This window comes from Curvivirga sp. (assembly GCF_965219885.1).
Classification (GTDB): Bacteria; Pseudomonadota; Alphaproteobacteria; order UBA8366; family Aestuariispiraceae; genus Curvivirga.
Genome location: NZ_CBDCOT010000009.1, coordinates 2,161,533 through 2,187,641, shown reverse-complemented (window position 1 = coordinate 2,187,641; position 26,109 = coordinate 2,161,533). Strand labels below are relative to the sequence as shown.

Genomic DNA, 26,109 nt, shown 5'->3' with positions numbered 1-26,109 from the left:
CAATTTTATCTGCTTCTTTTCATAAAACCCCTTTCAGGTTCTATTTAAAAAGATAAACAAAAAACCCCACTCAAATGAACGGGGCTTAAGCATCACTTAATAAAGTGAATATTTTAGGAAGATTTGGACTGGATATAGTTTTCGATACCCATTTTGTTGATCAAACCTAACTGTTTTTCCAACCAATAAGTATGATCATCCTCTGTATCTTTCAGAAGCTCCAACAAAATTTGACGCGATACGTAATCCTGTTCAGCCTCACAAAGTGCAATCACTTTTTTCAAGGCCTGACCAACTTCTAATTCATAAGACAGGTCATTTTCCAACATGGACTTCACATTGTCGCCAATACGAAGGGCAGCACGTGCAGCCACATTTGGAACGCCTTCAAGGAATAAGATACGCTCAATCAATTTGGAAGCATGATCCAGCTCTTCTTCTTGTTCATGCTTCAAACGTTCATAAAGTTCTTCCATACCCCAATCTTGGTACATACGGGAATGAACGAAATATTGATCTGCTGCGCTTAACTCATGTGTCAAAAGCCCGTTAAGAGCGTCGATTACTTTAGTATTGCCTTTCATAACTGGGCCTCCTTAAGTTTGAGATTGGATGTAGTTTTGCATTCCTTGTTTTTCCATTTGCCATTGCTGTACTTCCAGCCAATCAAGGAATTCTTCTTCATCTTCCAGAATATCATCCAGCATATCACGTGACACATAATCGGATTCTTTTTCACAAAGCGCGATTGCTTCGCGTAACAAATCCAGTTGTGGTGTCATAAAGTCCATTTCACATTGGATAATTTCCGCTGTGTCCTGACCAATACGCAACTTACCGAGGCTTTGCAGATTTGGAAGGCCTTCAAGGAATAGGATACGCTCAATTAACTTATCCGCCTGCTTCATATCCTTAATGGATTTCTTGTATTCAGCTTTACCAATATCTTCCATGCCCCAGTCATTAAACATGCGGGAATGCAAGAAGGTCTGGTTAATGGAAATCAATTCATTTCCCAACACTGAATTCAAGATAGCAATAACGTCTGAACTACCTTTCATCATTTCTCTCCTAAAATAGGGACTTCGATCCTGATCGTCCTGATCTTTATTTTATTGATCTTATAATTTTGGACTTCGATCCTGATGTTATTTTTCTGTCCTAATCACATTTGGTAAGACCGATCCCCAGAAGTTATAGACGTTTAAGATTTTGACTCTAAAAAGCCCAAGACTTCGATCCTGAATGTTTATTATTGGGGTATCGATCTTGTGAAGATAGTTATAGTAAATACAATTTTACTTATCAAGTAAAAAGTTAATGTTTTCAATAGCTTGAAATTAATAATCGTTCTTATCTAGAGATAAAAAATTGCAAGTTATTCTTAATAAAAATATTAAAAAATCAGAAATTCAAAGAATTCAACATCTTAATAAATTATGGAATTAAGAGCGCCTATTACTCTCATTGCGAGTGATTTTCACATGCGTTTTTAAAGGGGCAAAATAATTTAGATAAACACTCTTAGAAAGTGTCAATTTAAGAATCAGATCATAGAATCACTAAAAATCGAAATCAATTTGACGCTATCAGTCTAAGCATCTTCAAGGATAATTCGCCCTGCCCTTGACCCTACCATAATAGAAGGCGCATTGGTATTACCTGATGTAACATTTGGGAAAATCGACGCATCCGCAATACGTAAACCATCGACACCTCTAACTTTAAGGCGATGATCAACGACGGAGTTATTCGCATCCCCCCCCATCATACAGGTTGAAACCGGATGATAAACAGTGCCACATCGATCCTTAAAATCTTCGACGATTTGTTCTTCAGTCTCTAGCCTATTAATATCTTGATACATAGAGGACTTAATGAATGGCTGTAATGCTTTTGAATTTACAACTTTCTTCATCAAGCGTGTCCCAGCCAGAATATCTTCAATATCTTTATTTGTAGACAGAAAGTTAGGCCTAATCAGTGGTGTATCATTCGCATTGGCCGAAGCAGCATCCACTCGCCCACGGCTTGTAGGGCGGCATGGTTGAAAGCATGTAATAAACCCGGGAAAGCTATCAGGTATGATTTTTTCATCATCAACAGATGTCGTATACGTCACCGGGTTTAAATAAAGCTGCATATCAGGAGTTGAGACATCCTCACTTGATCGCACAAACCCACCGCATTGGTTCACACTTAAACTCAAAGGCCCACGGCGACTTAACACATATTGCAATCCAGCCAGTGCCTTCCCCCACCATGGGGCTAATTGGTTATTTAATGTGGGTTCTGTTGCTTTAAAATAGAAACTGTTTGCCAGATGGTCCTGCATATTGCCGCCCACACCGTCATTCGCATGAATGACATCGATACCAAGTTTCTTTAGATGCTCTGCAGGCCCGATACCCGATACTTGTAAAATTTGAGGAGAATGAATGGCCCCTGCCGATAAAATCACTTCCTTACGCGCCTTGGCTTTGTGAACAACACCATTCTTTTCGTATAAAATACCAACAGCACGTTTACCTTCAAATAAAATCTTATTTGTACGTGCAGATGTTAAAAGCTTCACATTTTTACGCTTTAAAGCAGGACGCAAAAAGGCATCCGCGGCGGACCAACGACGACCTTTATGCGTATTTAATTGATAATTGGCCACACCTTCATTATCCGCATGCATATCTTGTGTAATAGGCAATCCTAACTCTTTAGCCACATCAAAGAAATAGCGCGTTGTCGGATGGCATTGATCTGCAACATCACTGACGAATAAAGAGCCATCTCCCTTCACAGAACCGTCAAGCATGATGCGCGTTTCTAGCTTTTCGTATTCTTCAGAAACTTCATCCCAACCCCAACCTAACGCGCCGGATTGTTTCCAATCCTCAAAATCATGCGGAAGGCCACGGAAATAAACCATGGCATTGATAGAACTGGATCCACCAACAACCTTGCCACGTGGGCAATATGCTTGCCGCCCATTCAACCCTGCATCGGGTTGCATCTGGAATTTCCAGTTCACTTTTTCATTATAGAAATTAATACCATAACCAATAGGCATTTTGATCCACGGACTAAGATCATGACCACCAGCCTCAACAACCAAAATGCGATATTTTAAGTTTTCCGAAAGCCTATCTGCCAAGGCGCAGCCCGCTGAGCCAGCGCCAACAATTATATAATCAAATTCATCCATATCGTTGGTCCAGAATATCATATCTCCACAAGCGCAGAGTATTCACAGAGCCACAACACAAATCAAACAAAGGTTTATCGACCTTTGATCTAAAATTATTTGAAGATTAGTTATGTATTCCGTTTTGAATAAATTCGCGCGGAGACATACCAAAACGGTTAACAAAAGCACGAGAGAAAGCCGGCGAGCCTGAAAACCCAACTTTTGAGGCAACAGTTTTCACTGGCATACCCCGCTTCAAATGCATATGAGCTAAGGTTAAGCGCCAGTTAGAAAGATACTGTCCCGGTGTCACTCCTACGAGTTTCCTAAAGTTATTAACAAAATGCGTACGCGACATTGCGGCAATATGAGCATAATCTTCCAATTGCAGCTCTTTCTCCGGATTTTCATGCATAGCCACAATGGCACGGGAAAGACCTGGATGGGCCAATCCTGCCAACAATCCAACTTCGGTTTTGCCAGCCTCAATTAGGTGACGCATCAAGCGGATCATCACGACCTCACACAGGCGATTAATCACAGCTTGTCCACCACACCGTAAGGCCATAGCTTCTTCCAACAGGATGTTACTCACATCTTGTAAGGCTTTATCATCCCCAAGATAAATTTCCACCACATTGGGCAATGCCAACGTTACTGGATTACTGTTGCCACCTGTATCAATACATGCAGCAACCAACATTTTTTCTTCAGGAAAAGGAAACTCCACAACTTCATCCATGGCTTTATGAGGATAATAAAACAGACGACAAGCGTTGTAATCCTCACATTGTTTCTCCTGAATAATAAAGAAGTTACCTTGTTGATAATCAGGCCTCGTTAAAACATGGGCCTCTATCTGAAACTGCGCGATTAAAGCTGATAAGCGATCTAATTTTTCTTCTGACATAACAATGTACTTTTTGATAACTTTTAAATACCAAATGTATCTTAAAGTAAAATATTGTCAACTTAATTACATATTTCATGACTCATTTTAGGATTAAAAGATATGCTTTTACCGCGTACAGAAACCCCGGACCTTGCTCTTCCAACCGTATCACATGGAGATTACAAGTTATCAACTGATGCACCGGAAAACTTCTCTTTAGTCGTTTTCTATCGTGGCCTTCATTGCCCAATTTGTGCAACATATCTGAAAGAATTAGAACGCCTAAGTGAAGATTTCGCAGGTAAAGGTGTTAATATTGTTGCCATTAGTAGTGATGGTGAAGAACGTGCCAAAGAAATGGCTGATAAGATTGGGGCAAAGAATTTACGTATTGCCTATGACTTGCCACTCGCCAAAGCAAAAGAATGGGGACTATCCATTTCTACATCCCGTGGCAAAACATCCATCGGTTTGATGGAACCGGATCTATTTTCTGAGCCAGGTGTATTCCTCGTAAAACCTGATCAAACCTTATTTTACGCGTCTGTACAAACCATGCCATTCGTACGCCCAGTATTTAAAGAAATGCTCGGAGCATTAGATTTTGTAATCGCTAACGATTATCCGGCACGTGGCGAATATACAGGCGAAGTATAAAGAAACCCAACCTAGAACTATAATAAACGCAGTTATCCTTAATGGCCTTGTGCAAGTCCTGAGTCGCAAGGCCATTCTTTTTTCTCATTCCTGCAACATTCATCCTACAGGGTTGAATTCAAAAGAAAAACCCGTCATAATATCTCTTCTATAGGTTTGGCAGGATTCGCCGTGATGAACGCATCAACGCATACACAATCTCTGATTTCACGCTTCTCTGAGAAACGCCCCATTCGGGCAGGTTCTTTCATTATTACCTTATATGGGGATGCAATTTTACCGAGAAATGGCGAAGTCTGGATGGGCGATATCATCGCCTTTTGTAATGAAGTTGGCATCAGTGAATCATTAGTACGAACCGCCGTATCCCGGCTGGTTTCAAGCAATCGTATCACGGGCTCTAAAATTGGTCGTAAAAGTTATTACAAACTAAGTGATCGTAGCCGTACAGAATTCCATCATGCGGCAGGCTTGATCTATTCACCACCGAAGCTTGAAAATGATTTATGGACATGCGTTCTAAATTTATCCACCGTTAATCGTGAAGATTTAAAACGAAAAATGGAACGCATTGGATTTGGCGATCCTATCCATGGCTTATTCATGAAACCCGGCGACTGCCAAAACGAACTTTACTATGTATTTGGAGATAGCTTGAAAGATTATGCAGGCGTCACATTTACTGCAAATCTGGATATGATCAAAGACCAATTAGATGACCTATCCAACCTGACCAAAGGTTGGAATTTGGATGATCTTACCGAACAATATCAGAGCTTTTTAGATCAGTTCAGCGCGATCCATGCCTGCCTTCCGTTTAAAGACGATTTAAGCGATTTGGAGCAGTTACTCCTTCGTCAGATATTGGTTCATGAATATCGTCGCATCATCTTTAGAGACCCTCGCTTACCAGCTTATTTACTACCAAATGACTGGATTGGTTACAAAGCTTATGATCTTTTCGCTGATCTTTATCGAGCTTTGATTCAGAAATCAGAAAACTATATCAATCATTACTTTGAAAACGCGCAAGATACTTTGTCTCCAAATGAACCTGTCATGAACTTGCGTATGAATATGCTAAAGCCAATTCGATCTTAATGACGAGGCTCAATTCCACCGGCCTCAAGTATAAAACTCACAACTTCCACAACACCATCACCTGCTTTCAAGTTAGAGAACAAGAACGGTCGCTTGCCGCGCATACGCGAACTATCCGCCTCCATCACTTCTAAAGACGCGCCAACCAAAGGTGCCAAATCTGTTTTATTAATCAACAGTAAATCCGAACGTGTGATGCCGGGACCACCTTTTCTCGGTATTTTTTCGCCTGCAGATACATCAATTACATAAATTGTGATATCTGCAAGTTCCGGTGAAAAAGTAGCAGCTAAATTATCTCCGCCTGACTCAACAAAGATCACCTCTAAATCCGAAAATGTTGCACACATATCTTCGATCGCAGCGAGGTTAATAGATGCATCTTCTCTAATTGCTGTATGGGGACATCCACCTGTCTCAACACCTTTAATTCGCTCTGCCGGCAGAGCGCCAGTTTCGGTTAAAATGCGCTGATCTTCTTTGGTAAAAATATCATTAGTAATAGCGGCAATATTATAAGTATCCCACATTGTTCTACAAAGTGCTTCCAATAATGCCGTTTTACCGGACCCAACGGGTCCTCCAACGCCTACGCGTAATGGAGATGTCATGATCTAAATAACCTCGTATATTGTGTTTCATGTTTCATTGAAGTCCAATCAATGATGGGGGATGCAGCACCAATATCGTCAAAATCGGCTTCCAGAATTAATTCCAACGTTTCTTGAATAACTTCCTCTAATCCAACCAAAGCCTTTTGTCCGGCTGTTTGACCTAATGGAATCAATCGCACACCTGCGGAAATAATATTAGCAGCCATTGCATGAAGATAGGCAACAAGCGCAGCCTCCATATCGATATTCTCTATCGCACTGACAGCCCCAACAATAACCGGATAGGATGGCAGGCAATTAGATTTCTTAAAACCGTCTGATAAAACCTGCATCATGGGATGGTCTGATAAATCAGCTGAGATGGCGTGGAAAGCTCGCCCCTGTGCTTCACTTTCCAACGCCATCTCTTTTGTAGGCCGCAACACGATTGCGAATTGGTTTAAGTCGAATACCCCCTCGACCTCCCCAATACGAACCAATCGGTGCGCCTCACAAAAAAACATACCATCTGTTTTTCCGGCGCCAAACTTTAAGATCCCCTCAACCCAAGTTTTTAACTCATCTCCATCTTTAACGAATCCTTCTTCCACCGCATATTCCAAACCATGCGAATAGGTATAAGCCCCCACTGGAAAACTTGGTGACAACCATGTCATAAGCTTCATTAAGCCAATATTAGTGAGCATGATCGTGCCCTCCACCAGAATAGGCCCCGGGTTCAGGAGAGAAAGGAGCTATTATTTTCTCACAAGATGCTCCTAAACCTTCAATCATGTGATGCAATACATGATCATATCGAAGACGCAGTTTTCCCTGATCTAAGACTTCAACTGGTGTGTGACGATTACCAACATGCCACGCAACACGTACGAGCTGCACCAAGTCCTCACATGTCACCTCAAGAACTTCCTCTTTCGCGGCCTTCACCAAAATAGCCTGCCCTTCTGCAAACTCCAAAAGATCACCATCTTGCAAATAGGCGGCATGCGCTAAATCTAATAGAAAATTCTCTCCCATATCATCAATCATACGAATTCGACGGCGATGACGGTCATCATATTCCAACGTCACTGAAGACATGATTTGAAGATCGACATTGTGAAGATTTTCTTTCCTGTGATGTCTATTAGCGCGCCGCATGCCTCACCCTTAAAACAAGAAATAGCGTTGCGCCATGGGAACTTCGGATACAGGCTGGCAAGTTAACAATTCCCCATCCGCACGGACCTCATAAGTTTCAGGATCAACTGAGACATCTGGTGTATAATCATTTAACTTCATATCGGCCTTACCAATATTTCTTGTATTTTCCACAGGGAGAAGCTGCTTACTCAGACCGTAACGCTGTTCAATATCTGTTTCTAAAGCTGCTTGAGAAACAAAGCTAAATGCAGAATTCGTAACACTACGTCCCATACTTGCAAACATTGGACGATAATGCACTGGTTGAGGCGTCGGAATAGAGGCATTTGCATCCCCCATTGCTGCCATAGCAATACTACCTGCTTTCACAATCACATCAGGCTTCACCCCAAAAAACATCGGTTTCCATAAAACCAAGTCCGCAAGCTTACCATCTTCAATGGAACCAACATGCTTACTAATACCTTGGGCAATCGCCGGATTAATGGTGTATTTTGCCACATAGCGTTTAGCACGACCATTATCGTTACCTAGCCCATCATCAGATAAGCTTCCTCTTTGCTTTTTCATCTTGTCCGCAGTTTGCCACGTACGCGAAATAACTTCGCCAACCCGGCCCATGGCTTGGCTATCAGATGAAATAATCGAAAACGCGCCCAAATCATGAAGAATATCTTCAGCAGCAATCGTTTCTCGTCGAATGCGACTTTCCGCAAAGGCAACATCTTCTGGAATGTTTGCGTCCAAGTGATGACAAACCATCAACATGTCTAAATGCTCATCGATCGTATTTACGGTGAATGGGCGCGTCGGATTTGTTGAAGACGGAAGAACATTTTCTTCACCACAAAGCTTAATAATGTCAGGCGCATGCCCACCGCCTGCACCCTCGGTATGAAATGTATGAATGGTACGCCCCTTAAAGGCTGCTTTTGTATGTTCTACAAAGCCAGACTCATTCAGGGTATCTGTATGGATTAGAACCTGCACATCCAGATCATCAGCCACAGATAGACAAGTATCAATCGTTGCCGGTGTGGTCCCCCAATCTTCGTGAAGCTTTAATCCACATGCCCCTGCTATCACTTGTTCTATTAAACTATCAGGACGTGATGCGTTCCCTTTACCAAAGAAACCCAGATTCACTGGTAATCCTTCAGCTGCCTGTAACATACGAGCTATATGAAAGGGGCCTGGCGTACATGTAGTTGCATTTGTTCCCTCAGCAGGTCCCGTCCCGCCACCTAACATCGTTGTCACACCAGATGCTAAAGCCTCATCAATCTGCTGCGGACATATCCAGTGAATATGCGCATCAATTCCGCCTGCTGTCAGAATGCGCCCTTCTCCGGCAATCACTTCGGTTCCCGGACCAACGATTATATTCACATTTGGCTGCACATCAGGATTTCCAGCTTTCCCGATGCCAGCAATTCGACCATCCCGAATACCTACGTCAGCCTTGATGATACCCCAATAGTCCAAAATTAGGGCATTTGTAATAACTGTATCAACCGCCCCATCTGCATGCGTAATAGAAGATTGCCCCATGCCATCGCGGATAACCTTACCTCCGCCGAATTTAACTTCTTCCCCGTAAGTGGTGCGATCTTCTTCCACCTCAATGAATAATTCAGTATCTGCTAAGCGAACCCTATCTCCGACAGTAGGACCATACATAGCCGCATATTCAGAACGATGAATTTCATAAGCCATATCTATGCCTCCAACTTTCCATTCACTTTGGCATTAAAGCCAAACACGGTTCGTGTCCCCTGATAGGGAATAAGGGTGACCTCCCGACTTTGTCCGGGTTCAAATCGAACCGCTGTACCTGAAGGGATATCCAGCCGAAATCCTTTTGTTTGCTCTCGATCAAATACCAATGCTGGATTGGTTTCATAGAAATGGTAGTGAGATCCAACTTGGATCGGACGATCTCCACTATTAGCAACCTTAAGCGTTTTAGTTTCTAATCCGTCATTTAAAATTAATGTTTCATCTTTGGTGATAACTTCGCCTGGAATCATTGTGTTATCCCCTATCGAATTGGGTTATGAACGGTGACAAGCTTAGTGCCATCAGGAAAGGTTGCCTCTATCTGAATGTCATGGATCATCTCTGGTATTCCTTCCATAACCTGTTCACGGGTTAAGACTTCACCACCATCTCTCATCAATTCAGCAACTGTCTTTCCATCACGTGCACCTTCAACCACAAAATCAGAAATCAAGGCAATTGCTTCTGGATGATTTAACTTTACGCCACGTTCAAGGCGGCGGCGCGCAACCATCGCAGCCATCGCAATGAGTAATTTGTCTTTTTCTCTTGGTGTTAGATTCATTCTCTCTTCCCCATTTTAACAATACCAAAGACGTGGAAGTCGATCAGCACGCCCCATGGTCTTTTGCCGCATCCTTGTCCAGAAGGAACCATATGCCTTCCTCAAAACATATGGATCTTCTGCCAACCAACGACAGATCAATATCCCATTAACAAAGCTTATTGCTGATCTAACTTTTTCATTTTCATCCAGAAAATCCCGAGCCTCTTCGACAAATCCTTCCGCCTCTAGGTCATAATAGATGCAGGTAGCGATTGCCTTTGCATTATTAAAAGCCGCGGGGTGGTTTAGAACCTCTTGTAAATCGCCCTCCAAGTGAAGCGCATCAGCCCAAACCTGTTGTCCGTCGACAGAAATATCCCATTCTTCGCGAATAAGACCTTCTTTCAACGTCTCCCCGCTTGCCAAACGACCAAATACTAAAAACTCCCCAGCTAGCACCTGACTATTTGACATTAAATTTAGGCATGTTTTACGCCGAAAACGTGCCTTATCAAAAACAATCGTTTCTTGCGGCAACCATTCCAACCGCGCTTCGTTATCCACATTTAAATCAATGTTCACTAAACAATCTGGACCAGAAGTTTTATATATTTTCTCAGCTGCTTGCGCCGTAACGACGGCTTCAGTGTTTTCAGCTAATGTAATGTCCAACTCATAGCGATCCCCGCCGAACAAACCACCACCTGTAGTTACAATCGCAGCCGTAATTGGATCTTGTTTTTGTGCATGTGGAAAAAGGACCTTCATCGGGTCATGATAATAAAGTTTATCAAGAGAAGTAATTTCACCAGATTTCTTAAATGACAAATCAACCGAACCATGCACTTTGATTGCGTGTTCAGATCTTCCCGAAGTTTCTGGTTCTTTGATTACCTGTTTTTCAGGAACATAATTCATGGATTAATTTCTTTTATCGCTTGCATCCTCCCCTATATCTCAAGAAGCATGCCAATATAAAAACAAACCTAACACATTGATTTACAATAATTAAATAATAAATACGTAGTACAGCACATAAAAACATGAATAAAATTTAATCAAAAAAATAAGTCATGCCCAATTTATAGGCATGACTTAGTTCAAATGGAAAATAACTAACTAAGAGTGGGTAGTGAGGGTTAGTTATCTTTCATCAAACGCATCGCATCATAGATGGCTGCGTGGGTATTTCTTGCTGAAACCGCATCGCCGATTCTGAAAAGTTGGAACTTGCCATCAGGATTAGAATTCACTTGCTGTGGTTTATGGGCAAGTAAAGCTCGATGATCTAATTCCCCTAAATTCATGCTATCCGGTTTCAGGTCGAAATAAATGTCGTCCAGCGGTAATGTTCCATGGTTTACAACCACTTGGTCGAACATTTTCTCTTTTGTTAAGTCACTGTAATCCGTCCCATAAACAGCACGAAGCTGATTGCCTTCACGATGCACTTCTTTCAGGCGATAGGTGACTGTAAAAGTCACATCACGTTTTTGTAGCTCCCGCATATAAGGGGTCAAATTCATCGCCATCACATCTGGCGCAAATGTACGATCGGGAGTCATGATCTCAACACTTGCGCCAGATTTTGCCAAGACCTCTGCGGCCTGCATGGCCACATGATCCCCAGCATCATCATAAAGCAATACATTTTGCCCCGGCTTGGCATCACCTGAAATAATATCCCAACCAGAAACAACCAAATCATTTCCGGTCGTCAAAACTTCTGTATCTGGCATTCCACCTGTCGCAATGACAACCATATCGGGGTCCATAGCTTTAACATCTTCTGCCTCGGCCCAGGTATTGAACTTAAAGTTCACACCCATGCGTTCGCATTGATCCACGCGCCAATCGATAATATTCATCATTTCACGACGACGATCACTTAGTGCCGTTAAAGCAATTTGTCCGCCTGCGTTATTTGCAGCTTCAACCACCGTCACGTCATGACCGCGTTCCGCCCCGACACGGGCAGCTTCCATACCAGCAGGACCAGCACCAATAACCACTAGTTTTTTCTTATCCGGTGCAGGCTTTGCAACATGGGGCACAGATAATTCACGCCCCGTTGCCACATTGTGAATACAAAGGGCTTCGCCGCCTTGATAGATACGATCCAGACAATAGGTTGCCCCAACACAAGGGCGAATTTCATCTTCACGCCCTTCGATGATCTTGCGAACAATATGAGGGTCAGCGATATGGGCCCGGGTCATCCCAACCATATCAAGCTTGCCTTCGGCAATTGCATGACGTGCAGTTGCCACATCTGGGATTTTCGCCGCATGGAAAGTCGGGAACTTGGTATGTTCACGTACTTCCCCTGCAAAATCCAAATGTGGTGAATTTGCCATTCCTTGAACGGGGATCACGTCCGTAAGACCGGGATCAGTATCAATATGCCCTCGGATAATATTTAGGAAATCGATCTTGCCGGAATCTTTCAACTTGGTGCAGATTTCCATGCCTTCTTCTTTGGTCAGCCCACCATCCATTTGTTCATCCGCCACACAGCGAATACCGATAATAAATTCCTCACCGACACGTTTACGGATCGCAGACAAGACATCCAAGGTGAAACGCATCCGGTTATCCAGTGATCCACCATAAGCACTTTCAAGTGTATTGGTTGCAGGTGACCAGAATTGATCCATCAAATGACCATAGGCTTCCAATTCAATGCCATCCATACCGGCAGCATGCATGCGTTCCGCCGCATCGGCATAATCTTCGATGATGCGTGCAATATCCCAATCTTCCATTTTCTTCGGGAAAGCTCTATGTGACGCTTCACGATGATGAGACGGACTAACGGCAGGTAACCAATCCCCCTTATTCCAACCGGTTCGGCGACCAAGATGGGTGAGTTGGATCATCACAGCTGCCCCATGTTCATGACAGCTATCCACAACATCTTTTAACCAAGGAACAACCTCATCTTTATAAGCCAAAATATTGTTAAAAACGGGCGGACTGTCACGTGAAACGGCCGCTGACCCTGCGGTCATGGTCAGTGCCACACCACCTTTCGCACGTTCCTCATGATAAGCACGATAACGTTCCTTCGGCATACCATCTTCAGGATATGCAGGTTCATGAGACGTCGTCATGATCCGGTTTTTCAGCGTTAAATGCTTTAGTTGATACGGCTGTAATAATGGGTCTTTACTGGACATAAAATTCTCCCGATCTCTTTTATTCTTACTTATTTTTATATCTGTTAGTTCAATGGTAATTTGCGATATCGTCCCGGATTTTTCGGATCATAAAAATGGCTCATCGGACCATTATCCTCAAAATCCTTCGCCCAGCGCTTCATACTTTCTGCACACAATTTCACACCAAGCCCTGCCCCTTCCGGCACAGGGATTACATTATTGGTTTGACGGAAAGGCCCTTCTTCAATGACATCACCTATTTGCCAACGGAATAAGGATTGGGAAGGCTCCGTAATCCATGGCGTAGCTGCCACCACATGCAGATAGGCCGACGTCATAATCCCTAGATCATTTGAATAACACCAAAAACCCTTCCCCATCGCTTCACAAGCAGCGATGAATTTCATGGTATTGGAAATCCCACCAAGAGCTGCAAAGTTACAAACGAAATAATCTGGCGCACCAAGATCTACCGCACGACGTAAATCCGGAATATGGGTTGAAAAAGGAATGATGGAATGCTTACGCAATTCCGCCATTTCTTCAAAGGTCGCCACAGGGTCTTCATAGTTACGGATGTTATATTGTTCGATCTCTCGTAACACCCAGCGCGCTGTGGTTAGGGACCATTGCATATTGGAATCAAGACGGATCATTGCTTCATCCCCAAGGGCTTCACGCATCATCTTCACCGTTTTAATTTCCAAATTTGGATCACCTAAAATCAACTTGCCCTCAAAGAAGGTGGAACCATGTTCCTCTCGCATTTTTAAGCAATATTCTGTAATCGCCTCTGGTGACATTTCGCCACCAGCGCCATTTTGTTCAGGACGAAAGGCAAAATATTCGGTAAAAGGAATATCTTTACGCACCGCCCCCCCAAGAAGTTTATAGAGCGGCATATCAAAAACCTTACCGCGTATATCCCATAATGCGAGTTCCACCGCCCCGAAAGCAACCGTCGCAGCATTTTCACCTGTATTCGCTGTGATTTGATAAGGCGGCACACAACGTGCTTCACAATCCGCCAGATCAAGCGGATCTGCACCGATCAAAGCTGGGGCAATTTCTTCTTTGATGATTTCACCAAAATGCCACCATGGTGCTTCGCCTAAACCAACAACACCTTCATCTGTAAAAACTTCGATGATAGATTTGGATGCACCGGGATAAAGACCCGCAGACCAATAAAATGGCGCGTCAAACGGAACATTCACATGTGTAACTTTAATATCTGTAATTTTCATAATCTGCTCCCCCGGTCTTAATGCCATGCATCCGGCATAGATTCTTTCTTTACCTTTATAAATTCCTGTAATTCCTGATCTTTGGCGATATCTAAAGTTGGTGCTTCATACTCGCCCAAGGTCTTTTTCCAGCTTTCAGTTGCACGGGTTAAGGCATTTACCTGGCCTGTTTCATCCCAAGTTTCAAAAGGTCGGTCATCGTTTAAACGACTTTCCCAATATGCCGTTTTGTAATTCTGCATCGTATGCTGGCAATCAAGGAAGTGATGAGCTGGCCCGACTTCTTTGATAGCCTCAAATGCCAAGCTATTTTCATTCACTGTGATCCCATTCATATATCCATGCATGGCGCCACATAGATCTGCATCCATCACAAATTTTTCATAGGACATAGATAAAAGGCCATCAAGAAAACCTGCGGAATGCAACATAAAGTTCGCCCCACATTGCACCGCTGACATATAGGAAATTGTTCCTTGCACCATTGCCTGTCCGTCCGCCTCTTTGGAAGTTGAAAAATTCCCCGCGCAACGTAAAGGCAATTTCAATCGGCGCGCCAATTGTCCGATCACCAAACTTCCCAATGCGGGTTCAGGTGTTCCAAAGGTTGGGCTTCCATTTCTTAAAGACATCGATGATAAGAAAGAACCAAAGATTGTCGGTACGCCCGGACGCACCAATTGAGTTAAGGCACACCCCACCATGGTTTCAGCTAAAGTTTGCGCAACAGCCCCCGGCATCGCCATTGGTCCCATTGCGCCGCCCATAATAAACGGCACGATCACTGTACCTTGTCCCGCGGCCGCATAAGTGCGAATAACCTTGGTAACCTCACCATCCCAGACAAGAGGTGAATTTACATTCACATTCCCCATAATAACTGTGTTTTGGTCAACAAAGTCTTCACCAAACAAGATTTTACACATATCGATGTTATCTTGTGCCTGTTCCGCCTTCATTACAGTACCAAGGAAAGGGCGATCAGAATACTTCATATGGCTATAAACCATATCCAGATGACGTTTATTCACTGGAATATCTGTTGGTTCACATACTGTCCCGCCAGAATGATGAAACCACGGACTGGATTGAGCAAGTTTGATGAAATTCTGGAAATCTTCCAAAGTGCCATAACGGCGCCCTTTATCCATATCCATAACAAACGGGGAACCATAGCTTGGCGCCATTACACTGTGACGACCGCCAATTTTGATTGTATTTGCGGGATTACGAGATGCTTGTTCAAAAACTTCCGGCGCGGTCTTCAAGATTTCACGTAGCATACCCGGCTCAAAAGTCAGGTTATATTTGTTATCCGCCACATGCATAGCCTTGGCACCTGCTTCGGTGAACAGGCGGATCGCCTCATCATCCCCATGGATCTCGACACCAACTTCCGCCAAGATACGATCAGCCGTTTCTTCAATCTTGATCAGATTTTCTTCATCAAGAATTTCGTAAGGTGGAATATTACGGGTGATATACGGCACCTCTAGATGTGGACGTTCAGCTGCGGCGGCGCCACCGCGTTGGCGGCGACTACCGCCACGACCACGGCGGGTGGATTGTTCTTCTGCTACGCTCATTTAAATGCTCCCACTCATAAACTGTATTATTGTTAATGATCATTTTTCTGACCTGATATAAAGAAAACATAGATTTTGTGATTTGTGACCGTTGAAAAAATTCATATTTAGGATAAATATAATTTATGCAAAATTTACGAAACCTACTTCCATCCGCTAATGCCCTCTTCGCTTTTGAAGCTGCTGCACGCCATAAAAGCTTCACGCAAGCAGCTGAAGAACTTAATGTTTCTCAACCAGCTATCAGTCATGCAGTAAAACTTCTAGAAGAGAGCCTTGGGCAAACATTATTCCGTCGCAGTCATCGGAAAATCGAGCTCACCAAGGAAGGCCGGCGATTTTATCAAGATGTGACCGCAGGGCTTCAACATATCTATTACTCCGCGCAAGATTTACATGTGGGGCAATCTTCGGAGAATCTAACGATTTCCGGTTCCACCCTTTTTATACAATTCTGGATGCTTCCAAGATTAAGCTTATTTGAAGAAGCTTTTCCCAATGTGGCCTTACGCCTTCATTCCACGGATAGAGATGTTAGCCTACATACGGAAGGTATTGATATTTCCATTCGGCTTGGGGATGGCAAATGGTCCGAATATGATGTCACCCTATTCGCCGAAGAACTCGTTTATCCAATCTGCCATCCAAACTACCTAAAAGAAAAACCAAGTATCACGGGGAACGCAGATTTAATGAACCATCGCCTAATTTATACGGATGAGCCTTTTCGCATCCGTCTAACTTGGGATGAATGGTTTCGAAATGCAGGTATCCCAAATCATCGTGGCCATAATGCAGGCCTAAGATTCAATGATGCGGAAATCAGTCTACAAGCAGCCCTAGATGGACACGGCATTGGATTGGGCTGGAACCATATTGTCGCCCCCTTGGTCAAGAGAGGCGAATTAATCAGATTGCCGCTTTATACCTATAGAAGCCAAAATGCCATGTATATGATCACGCCTAAGGAAGAAGGATTAAGCCCGATTGCCCAAAAAGCGAGAGACTGGATGATGGCTGAAATGGCTTCATCACTGGAATAAGGATAACGCACCGATCTAATTACACATATATAAACAACTAATAATTATTATATTTTTTCATTAGGATTATTTTGGAAACAGTATAAGTTCATTTCACCATCTGTAAATTTGAAACCCTTCAAATTATATTTTGTTTAGACAGACATATAAATCAAGGATGGAAACGATGAAAATTTTAGCATTTGGTGCAAGCAATAGTAAAAATTCAATCAATCAAAAATTAGCTTTATATACGGCAAGTTTGTTAGAGGGCGCAGAAGTCGAAACACTTGATTTGAACGAGTATGAATTACCCATTTATAGTCAAGACCGACAAGATGAAGGTGGTATACCAAGCCTAGCCCATCAATTCTTGGCGAAAATTGCAGAAGCAGATGCGTTAATTATTTCATTTGCCGAACATAACGGAAGCTTCTCTGTTGCGTATAAGAATATTTTTGACTGGGCATCCCGTGAAAATATGAAAGTCTATCAAGATAAGAAGACAATCTTCTTATCCACATCCCCCGGCCCAAATGGTGGCGCAACTGTTTTGGGTGCCGCGTCTGGCGGTGCTCCGTTTCAAGGTGCCAATCTATTAGCTTCTATTCCTGTGGGTAGTTTTTACGATATTTATGATGCTGAAACAGATCAAATCACCAACAATGACGTCAATGAACAGTTAAAAGAAGCAGTCGGCAAGCTTTCAGATACAGCAAATATTGCCGCTGCATAAACATAAAAAGGGGATGGCAATTACCATCCCCTTTTACAGTTAGCTAGATCAATAGCCTTAAGACAAACGTTCCGCATGCCATTTAAGGTGATCTTCGATAAAGCTTGCAATGAAATAATAGGAATGATCATACCCGTCTTGCATACGAAGCGTTAGAGAGACGCCTGCATCCTTACATGCCTCTTCAAACAAATGGGATTTCAACTGTTCCTCAAGGAAGTTATCTGCCAAACCTTGATCAACCAAGATATCACCAGACCAACCTTTGGATTTCACCAATTCACAAGCATCATACTCAGACCAAGCCGATTTATCTGCCCCCAAATAGCCACCTAAAGCTTTCTCACCCCATGGTACTTGGCTTGGTGCAACAATTGGGGAGAATGCAGAAACAGATTTAAACAAATCTGGGTTCTTCATCGCCACAGTCAAAGCCCCATGACCGCCCATGGAATGCCCTGTAATACCAATACGATCTGGATCAACCGGGAATTCATCACAGATTATTTTGTATAACTCTTTGGTCACATAGTCATACATATGAAAATTCTTGGACCAAGGTTCTTGCGTTGCATTCACATAGAATCCAGCACCTTTACCGAAATCATACATCTCATCATCCGACACATCCTCCCCACGCGGAGATGTATCAGGTGCAACAAGGATCATGTTATGAGCAGCCGCATATTGCTGTGCACCTGCCTTGGACATCATATTTTCCCATGTGCAGGTCAAACCAGAAAGGTAAAACAGACAAGATAGTTTTTGACCTTCTGCGCCCTCTGGCAAGAAAACAGCAAATTCCATATCGGTAGAAGTGGATGAACTTGCATGCTTATAAACACGTTGTTCACCACCAAATACTTTAACTGAAGAGATTTGTTCCATCATATATACCTTACTTTAAATGGAAGATTTTATTTGTATGCGATAGAAATCCGATTAGGTCATTCTTTCGCATTTAAACATTCTAGACTTTGTTTTCGTACGTCATGATATAACTGGATATCAAAATATTTATCCTTATCTATGTCTGCTGAATGATGAGGGTAATCCGGCGGTAACTTATAAAGCTTCACGATTTCTTCCGGCGGCAAATCATTTGTTATATTCGGTAAGACATAAGTCCCAAAATAAATAGAATAAATCTGCTGAGCCTGTTCCGCAGAATAGGCAATCCCCGTAATAAAATCGACACCTTGTCCATAGATTTTCTGTTCACAGGCAATCTGACGATCCAGATCACTTTCAGCAACACTTTGCAATGACATCGTAGCTGCAAAGATACTGATAATACTGAAAGGTATACCCTTCATCGCTTCACTTATTCCTCTTATCATTCAAAGTAAAAAGCGCCCGAGGCAATCCCCAGACGCTTTTCACAAATCATATCATGCGATCAAAAACGCCTTGATTACATGGAGAAGTCGATTACAGCACGAATAGACTTACCTTCATGCATCAAATCAAAACCTTTATTGATATCATCCAGAGGCATCACATGTGTGATCAAATCATCAATGTTGATTTTACCATCCATATACCAGTCAACGATTTTCGGCACATCTGTACGCCCCTTGGCACCACCAAATGCTGTACCACGCCATACACGACCTGTTACCAACTGGAATGGACGGGTGGAAATTTCTTCACCTGCACCGGCAACGCCGATGATTGTGCTTTCACCCCAACCTTTATGACAGCATTCCAACGCTTGACGCATAGTTGTTGTATTACCAATACATTCAAAAGAATGATCTGCACCGCCACCTGTCAGCTCAACCAAATGAGAGACTACATCACCATCAATTTCTTTCGGATTAACGAAATGGGTCATCCCGAATTTCTCGCCCATTTCACGGCGATCATTATTCAAATCCACACCAACGATCATGTCAGCGCCAACCATGCGTGCACCTTGAATCACGTTCAAACCGATACCACCAAGGCCAAAGACAACTACATTGTCACCCGGTTGTACTTTCGCAGTATTGATAACCGCACCAACACCTGTTGTTACACCACAGCCGATATAGCAAACCTTATCAAATGGCGCATCTGTACGAATTTTCGCCAAGGCGATTTCAGGCATTACAGAATGCTGCGCGAATGTAGAACATCCCATATAATGATAGATTGGTTGACCTTTATATGAGAAACGGCTTGTACCGTCCGGCATCACGCCGCGGCCCTGTGTTTCACGAATCGCTTGACACAAGTTAGTACGGCCAGATGTACAGTAAGAACATTCACGACATTCTGGTGTATAGAGCGGGATCACATGATCACCCACTTCCAAAGATGTAACGCCCTCGCCTACTTCTACAACAACACCCGCACCTTCATGGCCCAGGATTGCTGGAAATAAGCCTTCCGGATCAGCACCGGAACGTGTGAATTCATCAGTGTGACAAAGGCCTGTTGCCTTCATTTCAATAAGAACTTCGCCTGCTTTTGGACCTTCAAGATCAACTTCGACGACTTCTAACGGTTTACCTGCTTCAAAGGCAACTGCCGCTCTTGTTTTCATTTTCTTTCCTCCAGAAAACTTACCCGCCCACAATCGGGTGTAAATATTTCCAAAAATATGTTCGAGGCCTTATCGGCCTTCTTGACCCGCATGGACCTTAACAGTCTTTTTACCCGATTGCCAACCTCAATTGATTTGGAAAAAACTAATCACAAAAACAGGGCATCTTTCATCAAATATGCGACAGCCTCGCAATCACAAAACCTTCTCTACGACTAATTATTAATCATTAAAAACAGATAGTTAACACACTTTTGTGCAGAGCAACATATTTACGTTTAGATACTGGACTTTTCGGCCCCTTTATGGTGTATTGTGGACAACAAAATAAAGGAGGCCCCCCTCTATCCACACCTTGCCTCGCGGTTAGTAAATATAGAAGTAAGGAAGAATAGGGCCGCCTCATAATAACGTTTGCAAACATTGATCGGAGATTGTCAGTGCTAGAAGAATATCGCAAACACGCAGCGGAACGCGCTGCGCTTGGAATTCCAGCCCTTCCGCTATCCGTTGAACAAGTAAATGCACTTGTTGACTTATTACAAAATCCACCAGCGGGTGAAGAAGACTTTTTAGTAGACCTACTCACAAACCGTGTACCTGCGGGTGTAGACGATGCGGCACGCATCAAAGCAGGCTTCCTAGCAGAAGTTGCAAGAGGTGAAAAATCCTCCCCATTGGTATCAAAAGTAAAAGCTGCTGAATTGCTTGGCACCATGTTAGGTGGCTTCAACATCGAACCAATGATCGCCTTGCTTGATGATGCCGAAGTTGGTGAAACAATTGCTGAAGGCCTTAAGAAAACTCTCTTAGTTTTTGATTATTTCTATGATGTGAATGATAAGGCAAAAGCTGGTTCTGCAAATGCAAAAGCTGTGATTGAAAGCTGGGCAAATGCAGAATGGTTTACAAGTCGTCCAGAAGTCCCTGAAAGCATGAAGGTTACAATCTTCAAAGTGACAGGCGAAACAAATACAGACGATTTGTCGCCTGCACCTGATGCATGGTCCCGCCCAGATATTCCATTGCACGCCCTTGCAATGTTGAAAAACCCACGTGACGGAATTGAGCCAGAAGAAGCAGGTATACGCGGCCCAATCAAATTCATCGAAGATTTAAAAGCCAAAGGCAATCCATTGGCTTATGTGGGTGACGTTGTTGGTACAGGTTCATCCCGTAAATCTGCGACAAACTCTGTCTTATGGTGGATGGGTGAAGATATTCCATTCGTGCCAAACAAACGCTTTGGTGGTGTTTGTCTGGGTAGCAAAATGGCGCCAATCTTCTATAACACCATGGAAGATGCTGGTGCGTTACCAATCGAAGTTCCAGTTGATGATATGCATATGGGTGATGAAGTTGAAATTCGTCCATATGAAGGTAAAGCCTTGAAAAACGGCGAAGTGATCGCGGAATTCCAAGTGAAGTCTGAAGTGATCTTTGACGAAGTTCGTGCAGGCGGTCGTATTCCATTGATCATTGGTCGTGGTTTAACAACACGTGCCCGCGAAGCATTAGGTCTACCAGCTTCTGATCTCTTCCGTATTGCTGCGGCACCGGAAGAAACAGGTAAAGGCTTCTCTCTTGCACAGAAAATGGTTGGTAAAGCTTGTGGTTTGGCAGAAGGCCAAGGCGTACGTCCAGGTGCATATTGTGAACCCAAAATGACCACTGTTGGATCCCAAGATACAACAGGTCCAATGACACGTGATGAGTTGAAAGACTTAGCTTGCCTCGGCTTCTCCGCTGATTTGGTGATGCAATCTTTCTGTCATACATCTGCTTATCCAAAACTAGTGGATGTTGAGACACATAAAACATTACCAGATTTCATTGAAACACGTGGTGGTGTAGCACTTCGTCCATTGGATGGTGTGATCCACAGCTGGTTAAACCGTCTATTGTTACCTGACACAGTTGGTACAGGTGGTGATTCCCATACACGTTTCCCATTGGGTATTTCCTTCCCGGCAGGTTCTGGTCTTGTAGCTTTTGCAGCGGCAACAGGTGTGATGCCATTGGATATGCCAGAATCTGTTTTGGTGAAATTCACAGGCGAATTGCAAGAAGGTATCACTTTACGTGATATGGTGAATGCCATTCCTTATTATGCCATCCAACAAGGCCTTTTGACTGTTGAGAAAAAGGGTAAGAAGAATATCTTCTCTGGCCGTATTCTTGAAATCGAAGGTTTGCCTGATCTGAAAGTTGAACAGGCATTTGAATTATCTGATGCGTCTGCGGAACGTTCAGCAGCAGGCTGTACAGTTGACTTAAACCCTGAACCAATCATCGAATATATGCGTTCCAACATCACGTTGATGAGATGGATGATCGCGGAAGGATATCATGATGAGCGTACACTTCGTCGTCGCATTGAGGCGATGGAAAACTTCATTGCAAATCCTCAATTGATGAAACGTGATGCAGATGCAGAATATGCAGCTGTTATTGAAATCAACATGAACGACATCAAAGAGCCTATCGTGGCATGCCCGAATGACCCGGATGACGTGAAAATGTTATCTGAAGTTTCCGGCGATACAATTGATGAAGTCTTCATCGGATCTTGTATGACAAATATTGGTCACTTCCGTGCGGCTGGTAAAGTATTGGATGGTCAATCTGATCTTCCTGCACGCCTATGGGTGGCGCCGCCAACCAAAATGGATGCGGCAATCCTGACCGAAGAAGGCTATTACAGCATCCTTGGTAAAACAGGCGCACGTATGGAAACACCGGGTTGCTCTCTATGTATGGGTAACCAGGCGCAAATCCGTAAAGGCTCTACTGCGATGTCTACATCCACACGTAACTTCCCGAACCGTCTGGGTATCGACACAAGTGTCTATCTTGGCTCTGCGGAATTAGCAGCCGTATGTGCATTGATGGGTAAGATCCCGACAGCAGAAGAATATTTGGCTCAAGTGAAGGCCGTTAACGAACAGGCAGATGATGTATATCGTTATATGAACTTCGACCAAATCCCTGCTTTTGTGGAAAAAGCTGCAACAGTCGCTTAATTCCTAAGTAACTGTCAGAAACAAAAAAAGCCCCGCCAGATCATCTGGCGGGGCTTTTTGTTTAAAATTCTGGCAAAACCTTACTGATAAACTTTATGATCTTGTGCGTAGATCACACAATCACCTCGTCCACTTGCCGCATTGCAGGCAGCGATTGCAATCTTGATCGCCCGACGCAAACGCCATTCACCGAACTCATCAATATGAAACGTTTTCCCAAAATTCTTACCATTGGGGCTCACCGCAATAATCCTCCGAAAGGACTTACTTAAATCCACTTCAGGGAAAAAATTTTCCTCCAGTTCAGCCAGCTGCAACTCCCCTAAATCAAAACTACCCTTCGTATAATATGTTGGTTCAATGTTTTCGTAATCATGGATAATCTCTCGAAATTTTACATACTCAGCACTGCTTTCAAAGCCATCCCAAACAATCTCACCCAATTCCGCGAAGAGAAAACAACCATCACCGCATCGCTCCAATGCTCTTGCCGCAGAAGTCGATGGTGCATAATCTTTGCCGCTCCCCGTCTTCCCTGTATTTGGGTTCACTGCAAATGAGGTATAACGCCAACCGTTTAGCTTTCCGGTATATGTCGTATAGGCTAAATGCTCGATATAAGCCTGACGAAGTTGGTGAGTATCCACCAAACTACCATTGCCATAAAGTTCTGATGTTGAAATACAACCATGCAATAGGCCCACTAAACCAAGCATTACCAATAATTTACGCACCACGCTTACCCACATATTTTATTACTCATAGATTTTTTCATTTTCTGCATAAATGACGCAATCGTCACGACCACTTATTGCATTGCATGCTGCCAATGTAATTTTCTTTGCATTTCTCCATCGCCAATCTCGAAGATAATTAAGATGTTGAAACTTAAAGTAACTTTGACCATCTGGGCTTAATGCGATTACCCATCGACGATCTTTCTTCTGTTTTAGCAAGCTAGGAAAATAATTGTTTGTGAGTTCAACTTGCTGTACTTCGCCGATAACAAATTCATAATCTTTAAAATAACGAAGCTCTATATCCTCATAAGCCTCTATAATCTCTTTATATCGGTTATACTCTGCAGCCTTGTGAAACTCCCTCCATACAACTTCATGCATTTCGGAAAATAGCTTGCACTCTTCTCCACACTGCACAAGTGCAGAATTTGCTGCAGCGCTAGGAGACATATCACGTCCTACTCCAGTTTTCTGGCCATTTGGATCAACTGCAAACGCAGTGTATCGCGACGCGGTTTTCCCCCAATAATATGTGAATGATACTTGTTTCAGATATTTTTGCTTTAATTGAGAGCTATCTTTTAGCTCCCCTTGCCCATAATACTCTGATGTCGACAAGCACCCCGATAACAGAACCATTACACCGCATAAAAATAGCATTTTACGCATGTACACAACCTTTCCTCAAGAAATTAACTAACACATTACAGCACGTGATTCTTGTTTATAAATATCAATCAAATACCGTTTTCCCATCGGCATATATCACGCAGTCATCTCTTTTACTCTGCGCATTACAAATAGCTAATGCAACTTTCCTTTGTTCTTGACGCCATGCTTTAAAATATCCATTCGGATCAGTTGTACTCGTGTAACTACTATAATGCGACCATCCATAGTTTTCACCATTAGGGCTTACCGCTAGTATATATCCTCTATGCTTTGAACCCTGAACTTTTGGAAGAAAAATAGATTTATAATAAAGCTTTTGTTTATCCCCTAACTCAAACTTAGCATTAAAGTAATAGGTTAATTCGATGTTTTTGGCTTCCTGAATTACTTTATTATACGCATTATACTCATCAGCTTGCTTAAATCCCTTCCAAACAACCTGACCTCGCGTAGCGAATAACTTACAATATTTACAATCTTTCTGAAGATCAAAAGTGGGCATACGATGCTTTCCTTCAACCACATAGCAAAAGCTTTTCTGTGTGAAAGGTTCATAGAAAAAAGCCTCATAATGCCTTGAATAAAACCCCTGACTATTACGCGTTCCATTATTAAAATTCACATATGATAAACATTGTGTATAGGCATCTCTCAATTGTTCAGAATCCGTGAGTTCCGCTTCACCCACCTCATAATTGATTGATTGACATGCAGATAACCCAACTCCCGCAGTCAAAAAAACGAAGACTTTCAGTAAATTCATGTAATCCCCCACAAAAATTTTCAATTAGATACCTCAACCAACTATAAGTTACTTCAATAAAAAACAATCATAAAATCATTGAAAATCTTCAAACTCATACTAATAATAAACCTTAACTAAAAAACATAAGGGATCTTTGATCCCAAAACAGGTCGGGCATAACGTTTTAAATTGGAGAAAACTATGTCTAAAGCTGCGAAAGCTGCACCAACAACGGATCTATCAGACGCCTATCCAGATAAAGTCAAACATTGCACTCTCCCCTTCAAAGATTTTGGTGGAAAAACAATGTTTGCTGGAAAAATCCATACGGTCGTCACGATGGAAGATAACAAAAAGGTACAAGATTTCCTGCATGGTCCAGGAGATGGAGCGGTATTAGTCGTGGATACGGGCGGATCTATGCGCACTGCCATGCTTGGCGACATTACGGCCGGAAAAATGCACGCCAATGGTTGGGCTGGCATGATCATCAATGGTGTCATCCGCGATGCGGAACGTTTACGTGATGTAGATGTCGGTGTTAAAGCCCTTGGTACTACGCCCTTCAAAAGTACAAAAAATGGTATTGGCGCCAGCGATGTACCTGTTGCTTTCGGAAATGTTTTATTTGAACCGGGCCAATATGTTTACTGTGATGAAGACGGTGTTTTATTAAGCGAAGGCCCGCTTGAATTACCAGAAACCTAATGACATTTTCTATCCGGTGTTATTC

26 protein-coding genes are annotated in these 26,109 nt (G+C 42.9%); 6 read left to right on the top strand and 20 right to left on the bottom strand.

The genetic code is table 11. The annotated features are described in order from the left end of the window. Positions 1–113: 113 nt before the first annotated feature. The 4 genes from bfr (ACOQOA_RS15820) to ACOQOA_RS15805 all read right to left on the bottom strand — a co-directional run bounded on the left by bfr (ACOQOA_RS15820) (position 114) and on the right by ACOQOA_RS15805 (position 4,091). Entirely contained in the window at positions 114–584 is a 471-nt protein-coding gene (gene bfr, locus ACOQOA_RS15820; protein ID WP_420549573.1) for a bacterioferritin, read from the bottom strand. Between the two features lie 12 nt (positions 585–596). Continuing rightward, entirely contained in the window at positions 597–1,061 is a 465-nt protein-coding gene (bfr, locus tag ACOQOA_RS15815; RefSeq protein ID WP_420550116.1) for a bacterioferritin, read from the bottom strand. A gap of 533 nt (positions 1,062–1,594) precedes the next feature. Then, on the bottom strand, positions 1,595–3,199 hold the full coding sequence (locus ACOQOA_RS15810; protein ID WP_420549572.1) for a GMC family oxidoreductase: 1,605 nt from the start codon (positions 3,197–3,199) through the stop codon (positions 1,595–1,597). Positions 3,200–3,305: 106 nt separating this feature from the next. Beyond that, the gene (locus ACOQOA_RS15805) at positions 3,306–4,091 is read right to left on the bottom strand and encodes an AraC family transcriptional regulator (RefSeq protein WP_420549571.1); all 786 of its coding nucleotides are present in this window, start codon (positions 4,089–4,091) and stop codon (positions 3,306–3,308) included. A 102-nt stretch (positions 4,092–4,193) separates the two neighbouring features. Here ACOQOA_RS15805 and ACOQOA_RS15800 point away from each other — a divergent pair, with 102 nt between their 5' ends. Both ACOQOA_RS15800 and ACOQOA_RS15795 read left to right on the top strand, forming a co-directional pair. Further along, the gene (locus tag ACOQOA_RS15800) at positions 4,194–4,730 is read left to right on the top strand and encodes a peroxiredoxin-like family protein (RefSeq protein WP_420549570.1); all 537 of its coding nucleotides are present in this window, start codon (positions 4,194–4,196) and stop codon (positions 4,728–4,730) included. Between the two features lie 174 nt (positions 4,731–4,904). Further along, a complete protein-coding gene (locus ACOQOA_RS15795) occupies positions 4,905–5,831 on the top strand; it encodes a PaaX family transcriptional regulator C-terminal domain-containing protein (RefSeq protein WP_420549569.1) in 927 nt (308 codons plus the stop codon). Here ACOQOA_RS15795 and ureG read toward each other — a convergent pair. From ureG to ACOQOA_RS15745, 10 genes are all read right to left on the bottom strand, one after another. Continuing rightward, positions 5,828–6,442, bottom strand: a complete 615-nt coding sequence (gene ureG, locus ACOQOA_RS15790; RefSeq protein ID WP_420549568.1) for an urease accessory protein UreG — start codon at positions 6,440–6,442, stop codon at positions 5,828–5,830. The two genes, ACOQOA_RS15795 and ureG, sit on opposite strands and share 4 nt — an antisense overlap. After that, positions 6,439–7,131, bottom strand: coding sequence for an urease accessory protein UreF (locus ACOQOA_RS15785; protein ID WP_420549567.1), 693 nt, complete (start codon positions 7,129–7,131; stop codon positions 6,439–6,441). Before ACOQOA_RS15785 ends, ureG begins: the two co-directional genes overlap by 4 nt. Then, a complete protein-coding gene (locus tag ACOQOA_RS15780) occupies positions 7,121–7,585 on the bottom strand; it encodes an urease accessory protein UreE (protein WP_420549566.1) in 465 nt (154 codons plus the stop codon). The genes ACOQOA_RS15785 and ACOQOA_RS15780 overlap by 11 nt, the downstream gene beginning before the upstream one ends. A 9-nt stretch (positions 7,586–7,594) precedes the next feature. Continuing rightward, the gene (gene ureC, locus ACOQOA_RS15775) at positions 7,595–9,304 is read right to left on the bottom strand and encodes an urease subunit alpha (protein WP_420549565.1); all 1,710 of its coding nucleotides are present in this window, start codon (positions 9,302–9,304) and stop codon (positions 7,595–7,597) included. Positions 9,305–9,306: 2 nt separating this feature from the next. Further along, positions 9,307–9,618: an urease subunit beta gene (locus ACOQOA_RS15770; RefSeq protein ID WP_420549564.1), complete on the bottom strand. Its 312-nt coding sequence runs from the start codon at positions 9,616–9,618 to the stop codon at positions 9,307–9,309. Positions 9,619–9,629: 11 nt separating this feature from the next. Further along, on the bottom strand, positions 9,630–9,932 hold the full coding sequence (locus tag ACOQOA_RS15765) for an urease subunit gamma (RefSeq protein WP_420549563.1): 303 nt from the start codon (positions 9,930–9,932) through the stop codon (positions 9,630–9,632). Positions 9,933–9,947: 15 nt separating this feature from the next. Continuing rightward, positions 9,948–10,832, bottom strand: coding sequence for an urease accessory protein UreD (locus ACOQOA_RS15760; RefSeq protein ID WP_420549562.1), 885 nt, complete (start codon positions 10,830–10,832; stop codon positions 9,948–9,950). A 221-nt stretch (positions 10,833–11,053) separates the two neighbouring features. Then, complete coding sequence (locus ACOQOA_RS15755; RefSeq protein ID WP_420549561.1) at positions 11,054–13,093, bottom strand: FAD-dependent oxidoreductase; 2,040 nt, start codon at positions 13,091–13,093, stop codon at positions 11,054–11,056. A 44-nt stretch (positions 13,094–13,137) separates the two neighbouring features. Beyond that, positions 13,138–14,322, bottom strand: a complete 1,185-nt coding sequence (locus ACOQOA_RS15750) for a mandelate racemase/muconate lactonizing enzyme family protein (RefSeq protein ID WP_420549560.1) — start codon at positions 14,320–14,322, stop codon at positions 13,138–13,140. A gap of 17 nt (positions 14,323–14,339) precedes the next feature. Continuing rightward, positions 14,340–15,908 carry a trimethylamine methyltransferase family protein gene (locus tag ACOQOA_RS15745; RefSeq protein WP_420549559.1) on the bottom strand — a complete coding sequence of 523 codons (1,569 nt, stop codon included), beginning with the start codon at positions 15,906–15,908 and terminating at the stop codon, positions 14,340–14,342. A 125-nt stretch (positions 15,909–16,033) separates the two neighbouring features. On the opposite strand from ACOQOA_RS15745, the gene ACOQOA_RS15740 reads away from it, so the two are divergent. Both ACOQOA_RS15740 and ACOQOA_RS15735 read left to right on the top strand, forming a co-directional pair. Further along, positions 16,034–16,951 (top strand): LysR substrate-binding domain-containing protein, encoded by a 918-nt coding sequence (locus ACOQOA_RS15740; protein ID WP_420549558.1) that lies wholly within the window; start codon positions 16,034–16,036, stop codon positions 16,949–16,951. A 166-nt stretch (positions 16,952–17,117) separates the two neighbouring features. Next, entirely contained in the window at positions 17,118–17,666 is a 549-nt protein-coding gene (locus tag ACOQOA_RS15735) for an NADPH-dependent FMN reductase (protein WP_420549557.1), read from the top strand. A 57-nt stretch (positions 17,667–17,723) separates the two neighbouring features. On the opposite strand, the gene fghA is transcribed toward ACOQOA_RS15735, so the two are convergent. The 3 genes from fghA to ACOQOA_RS15720 form a co-directional block, all read right to left on the bottom strand. Next, positions 17,724–18,554, bottom strand: coding sequence for an S-formylglutathione hydrolase (gene fghA, locus ACOQOA_RS15730; RefSeq protein WP_420550115.1), 831 nt, complete (start codon positions 18,552–18,554; stop codon positions 17,724–17,726). Between the two features lie 59 nt (positions 18,555–18,613). Beyond that, positions 18,614–18,982, bottom strand: coding sequence for a hypothetical protein (locus ACOQOA_RS15725; protein WP_420549556.1), 369 nt, complete (start codon positions 18,980–18,982; stop codon positions 18,614–18,616). Positions 18,983–19,080: 98 nt separating this feature from the next. Next, positions 19,081–20,196 carry an S-(hydroxymethyl)glutathione dehydrogenase/class III alcohol dehydrogenase gene (locus ACOQOA_RS15720; RefSeq protein ID WP_155154586.1) on the bottom strand — a complete coding sequence of 372 codons (1,116 nt, stop codon included), beginning with the start codon at positions 20,194–20,196 and terminating at the stop codon, positions 19,081–19,083. A 440-nt stretch (positions 20,197–20,636) separates the two neighbouring features. Here ACOQOA_RS15720 and acnB point away from each other — a divergent pair, with 440 nt between their 5' ends. After that, positions 20,637–23,219: a bifunctional aconitate hydratase 2/2-methylisocitrate dehydratase gene (gene acnB, locus ACOQOA_RS15715; protein WP_420549555.1), complete on the top strand. Its 2,583-nt coding sequence runs from the start codon at positions 20,637–20,639 to the stop codon at positions 23,217–23,219. Positions 23,220–23,299: 80 nt separating this feature from the next. On the opposite strand, the gene ACOQOA_RS15710 is transcribed toward acnB, so the two are convergent. The 3 genes from ACOQOA_RS15710 to ACOQOA_RS15700 all read right to left on the bottom strand — a co-directional run bounded on the left by ACOQOA_RS15710 (position 23,300) and on the right by ACOQOA_RS15700 (position 25,394). Continuing rightward, a complete protein-coding gene (locus ACOQOA_RS15710) occupies positions 23,300–23,953 on the bottom strand; it encodes a hypothetical protein (protein WP_420549554.1) in 654 nt (217 codons plus the stop codon). Between the two features lie 21 nt (positions 23,954–23,974). Further along, positions 23,975–24,628, bottom strand: a complete 654-nt coding sequence (locus ACOQOA_RS15705; protein WP_420549553.1) for a hypothetical protein — start codon at positions 24,626–24,628, stop codon at positions 23,975–23,977. 64 nt (positions 24,629–24,692) lie between these two features. After that, positions 24,693–25,394: a hypothetical protein gene (locus tag ACOQOA_RS15700; protein WP_420549552.1), complete on the bottom strand. Its 702-nt coding sequence runs from the start codon at positions 25,392–25,394 to the stop codon at positions 24,693–24,695. Positions 25,395–25,577: 183 nt separating this feature from the next. Between ACOQOA_RS15700 and rraA the strand changes: the two genes are divergently transcribed. Further along, positions 25,578–26,084, top strand: a complete 507-nt coding sequence (rraA, locus tag ACOQOA_RS15695) for a ribonuclease E activity regulator RraA (RefSeq protein ID WP_420549551.1) — start codon at positions 25,578–25,580, stop codon at positions 26,082–26,084. Positions 26,085–26,109 lie beyond the last annotated feature (25 nt).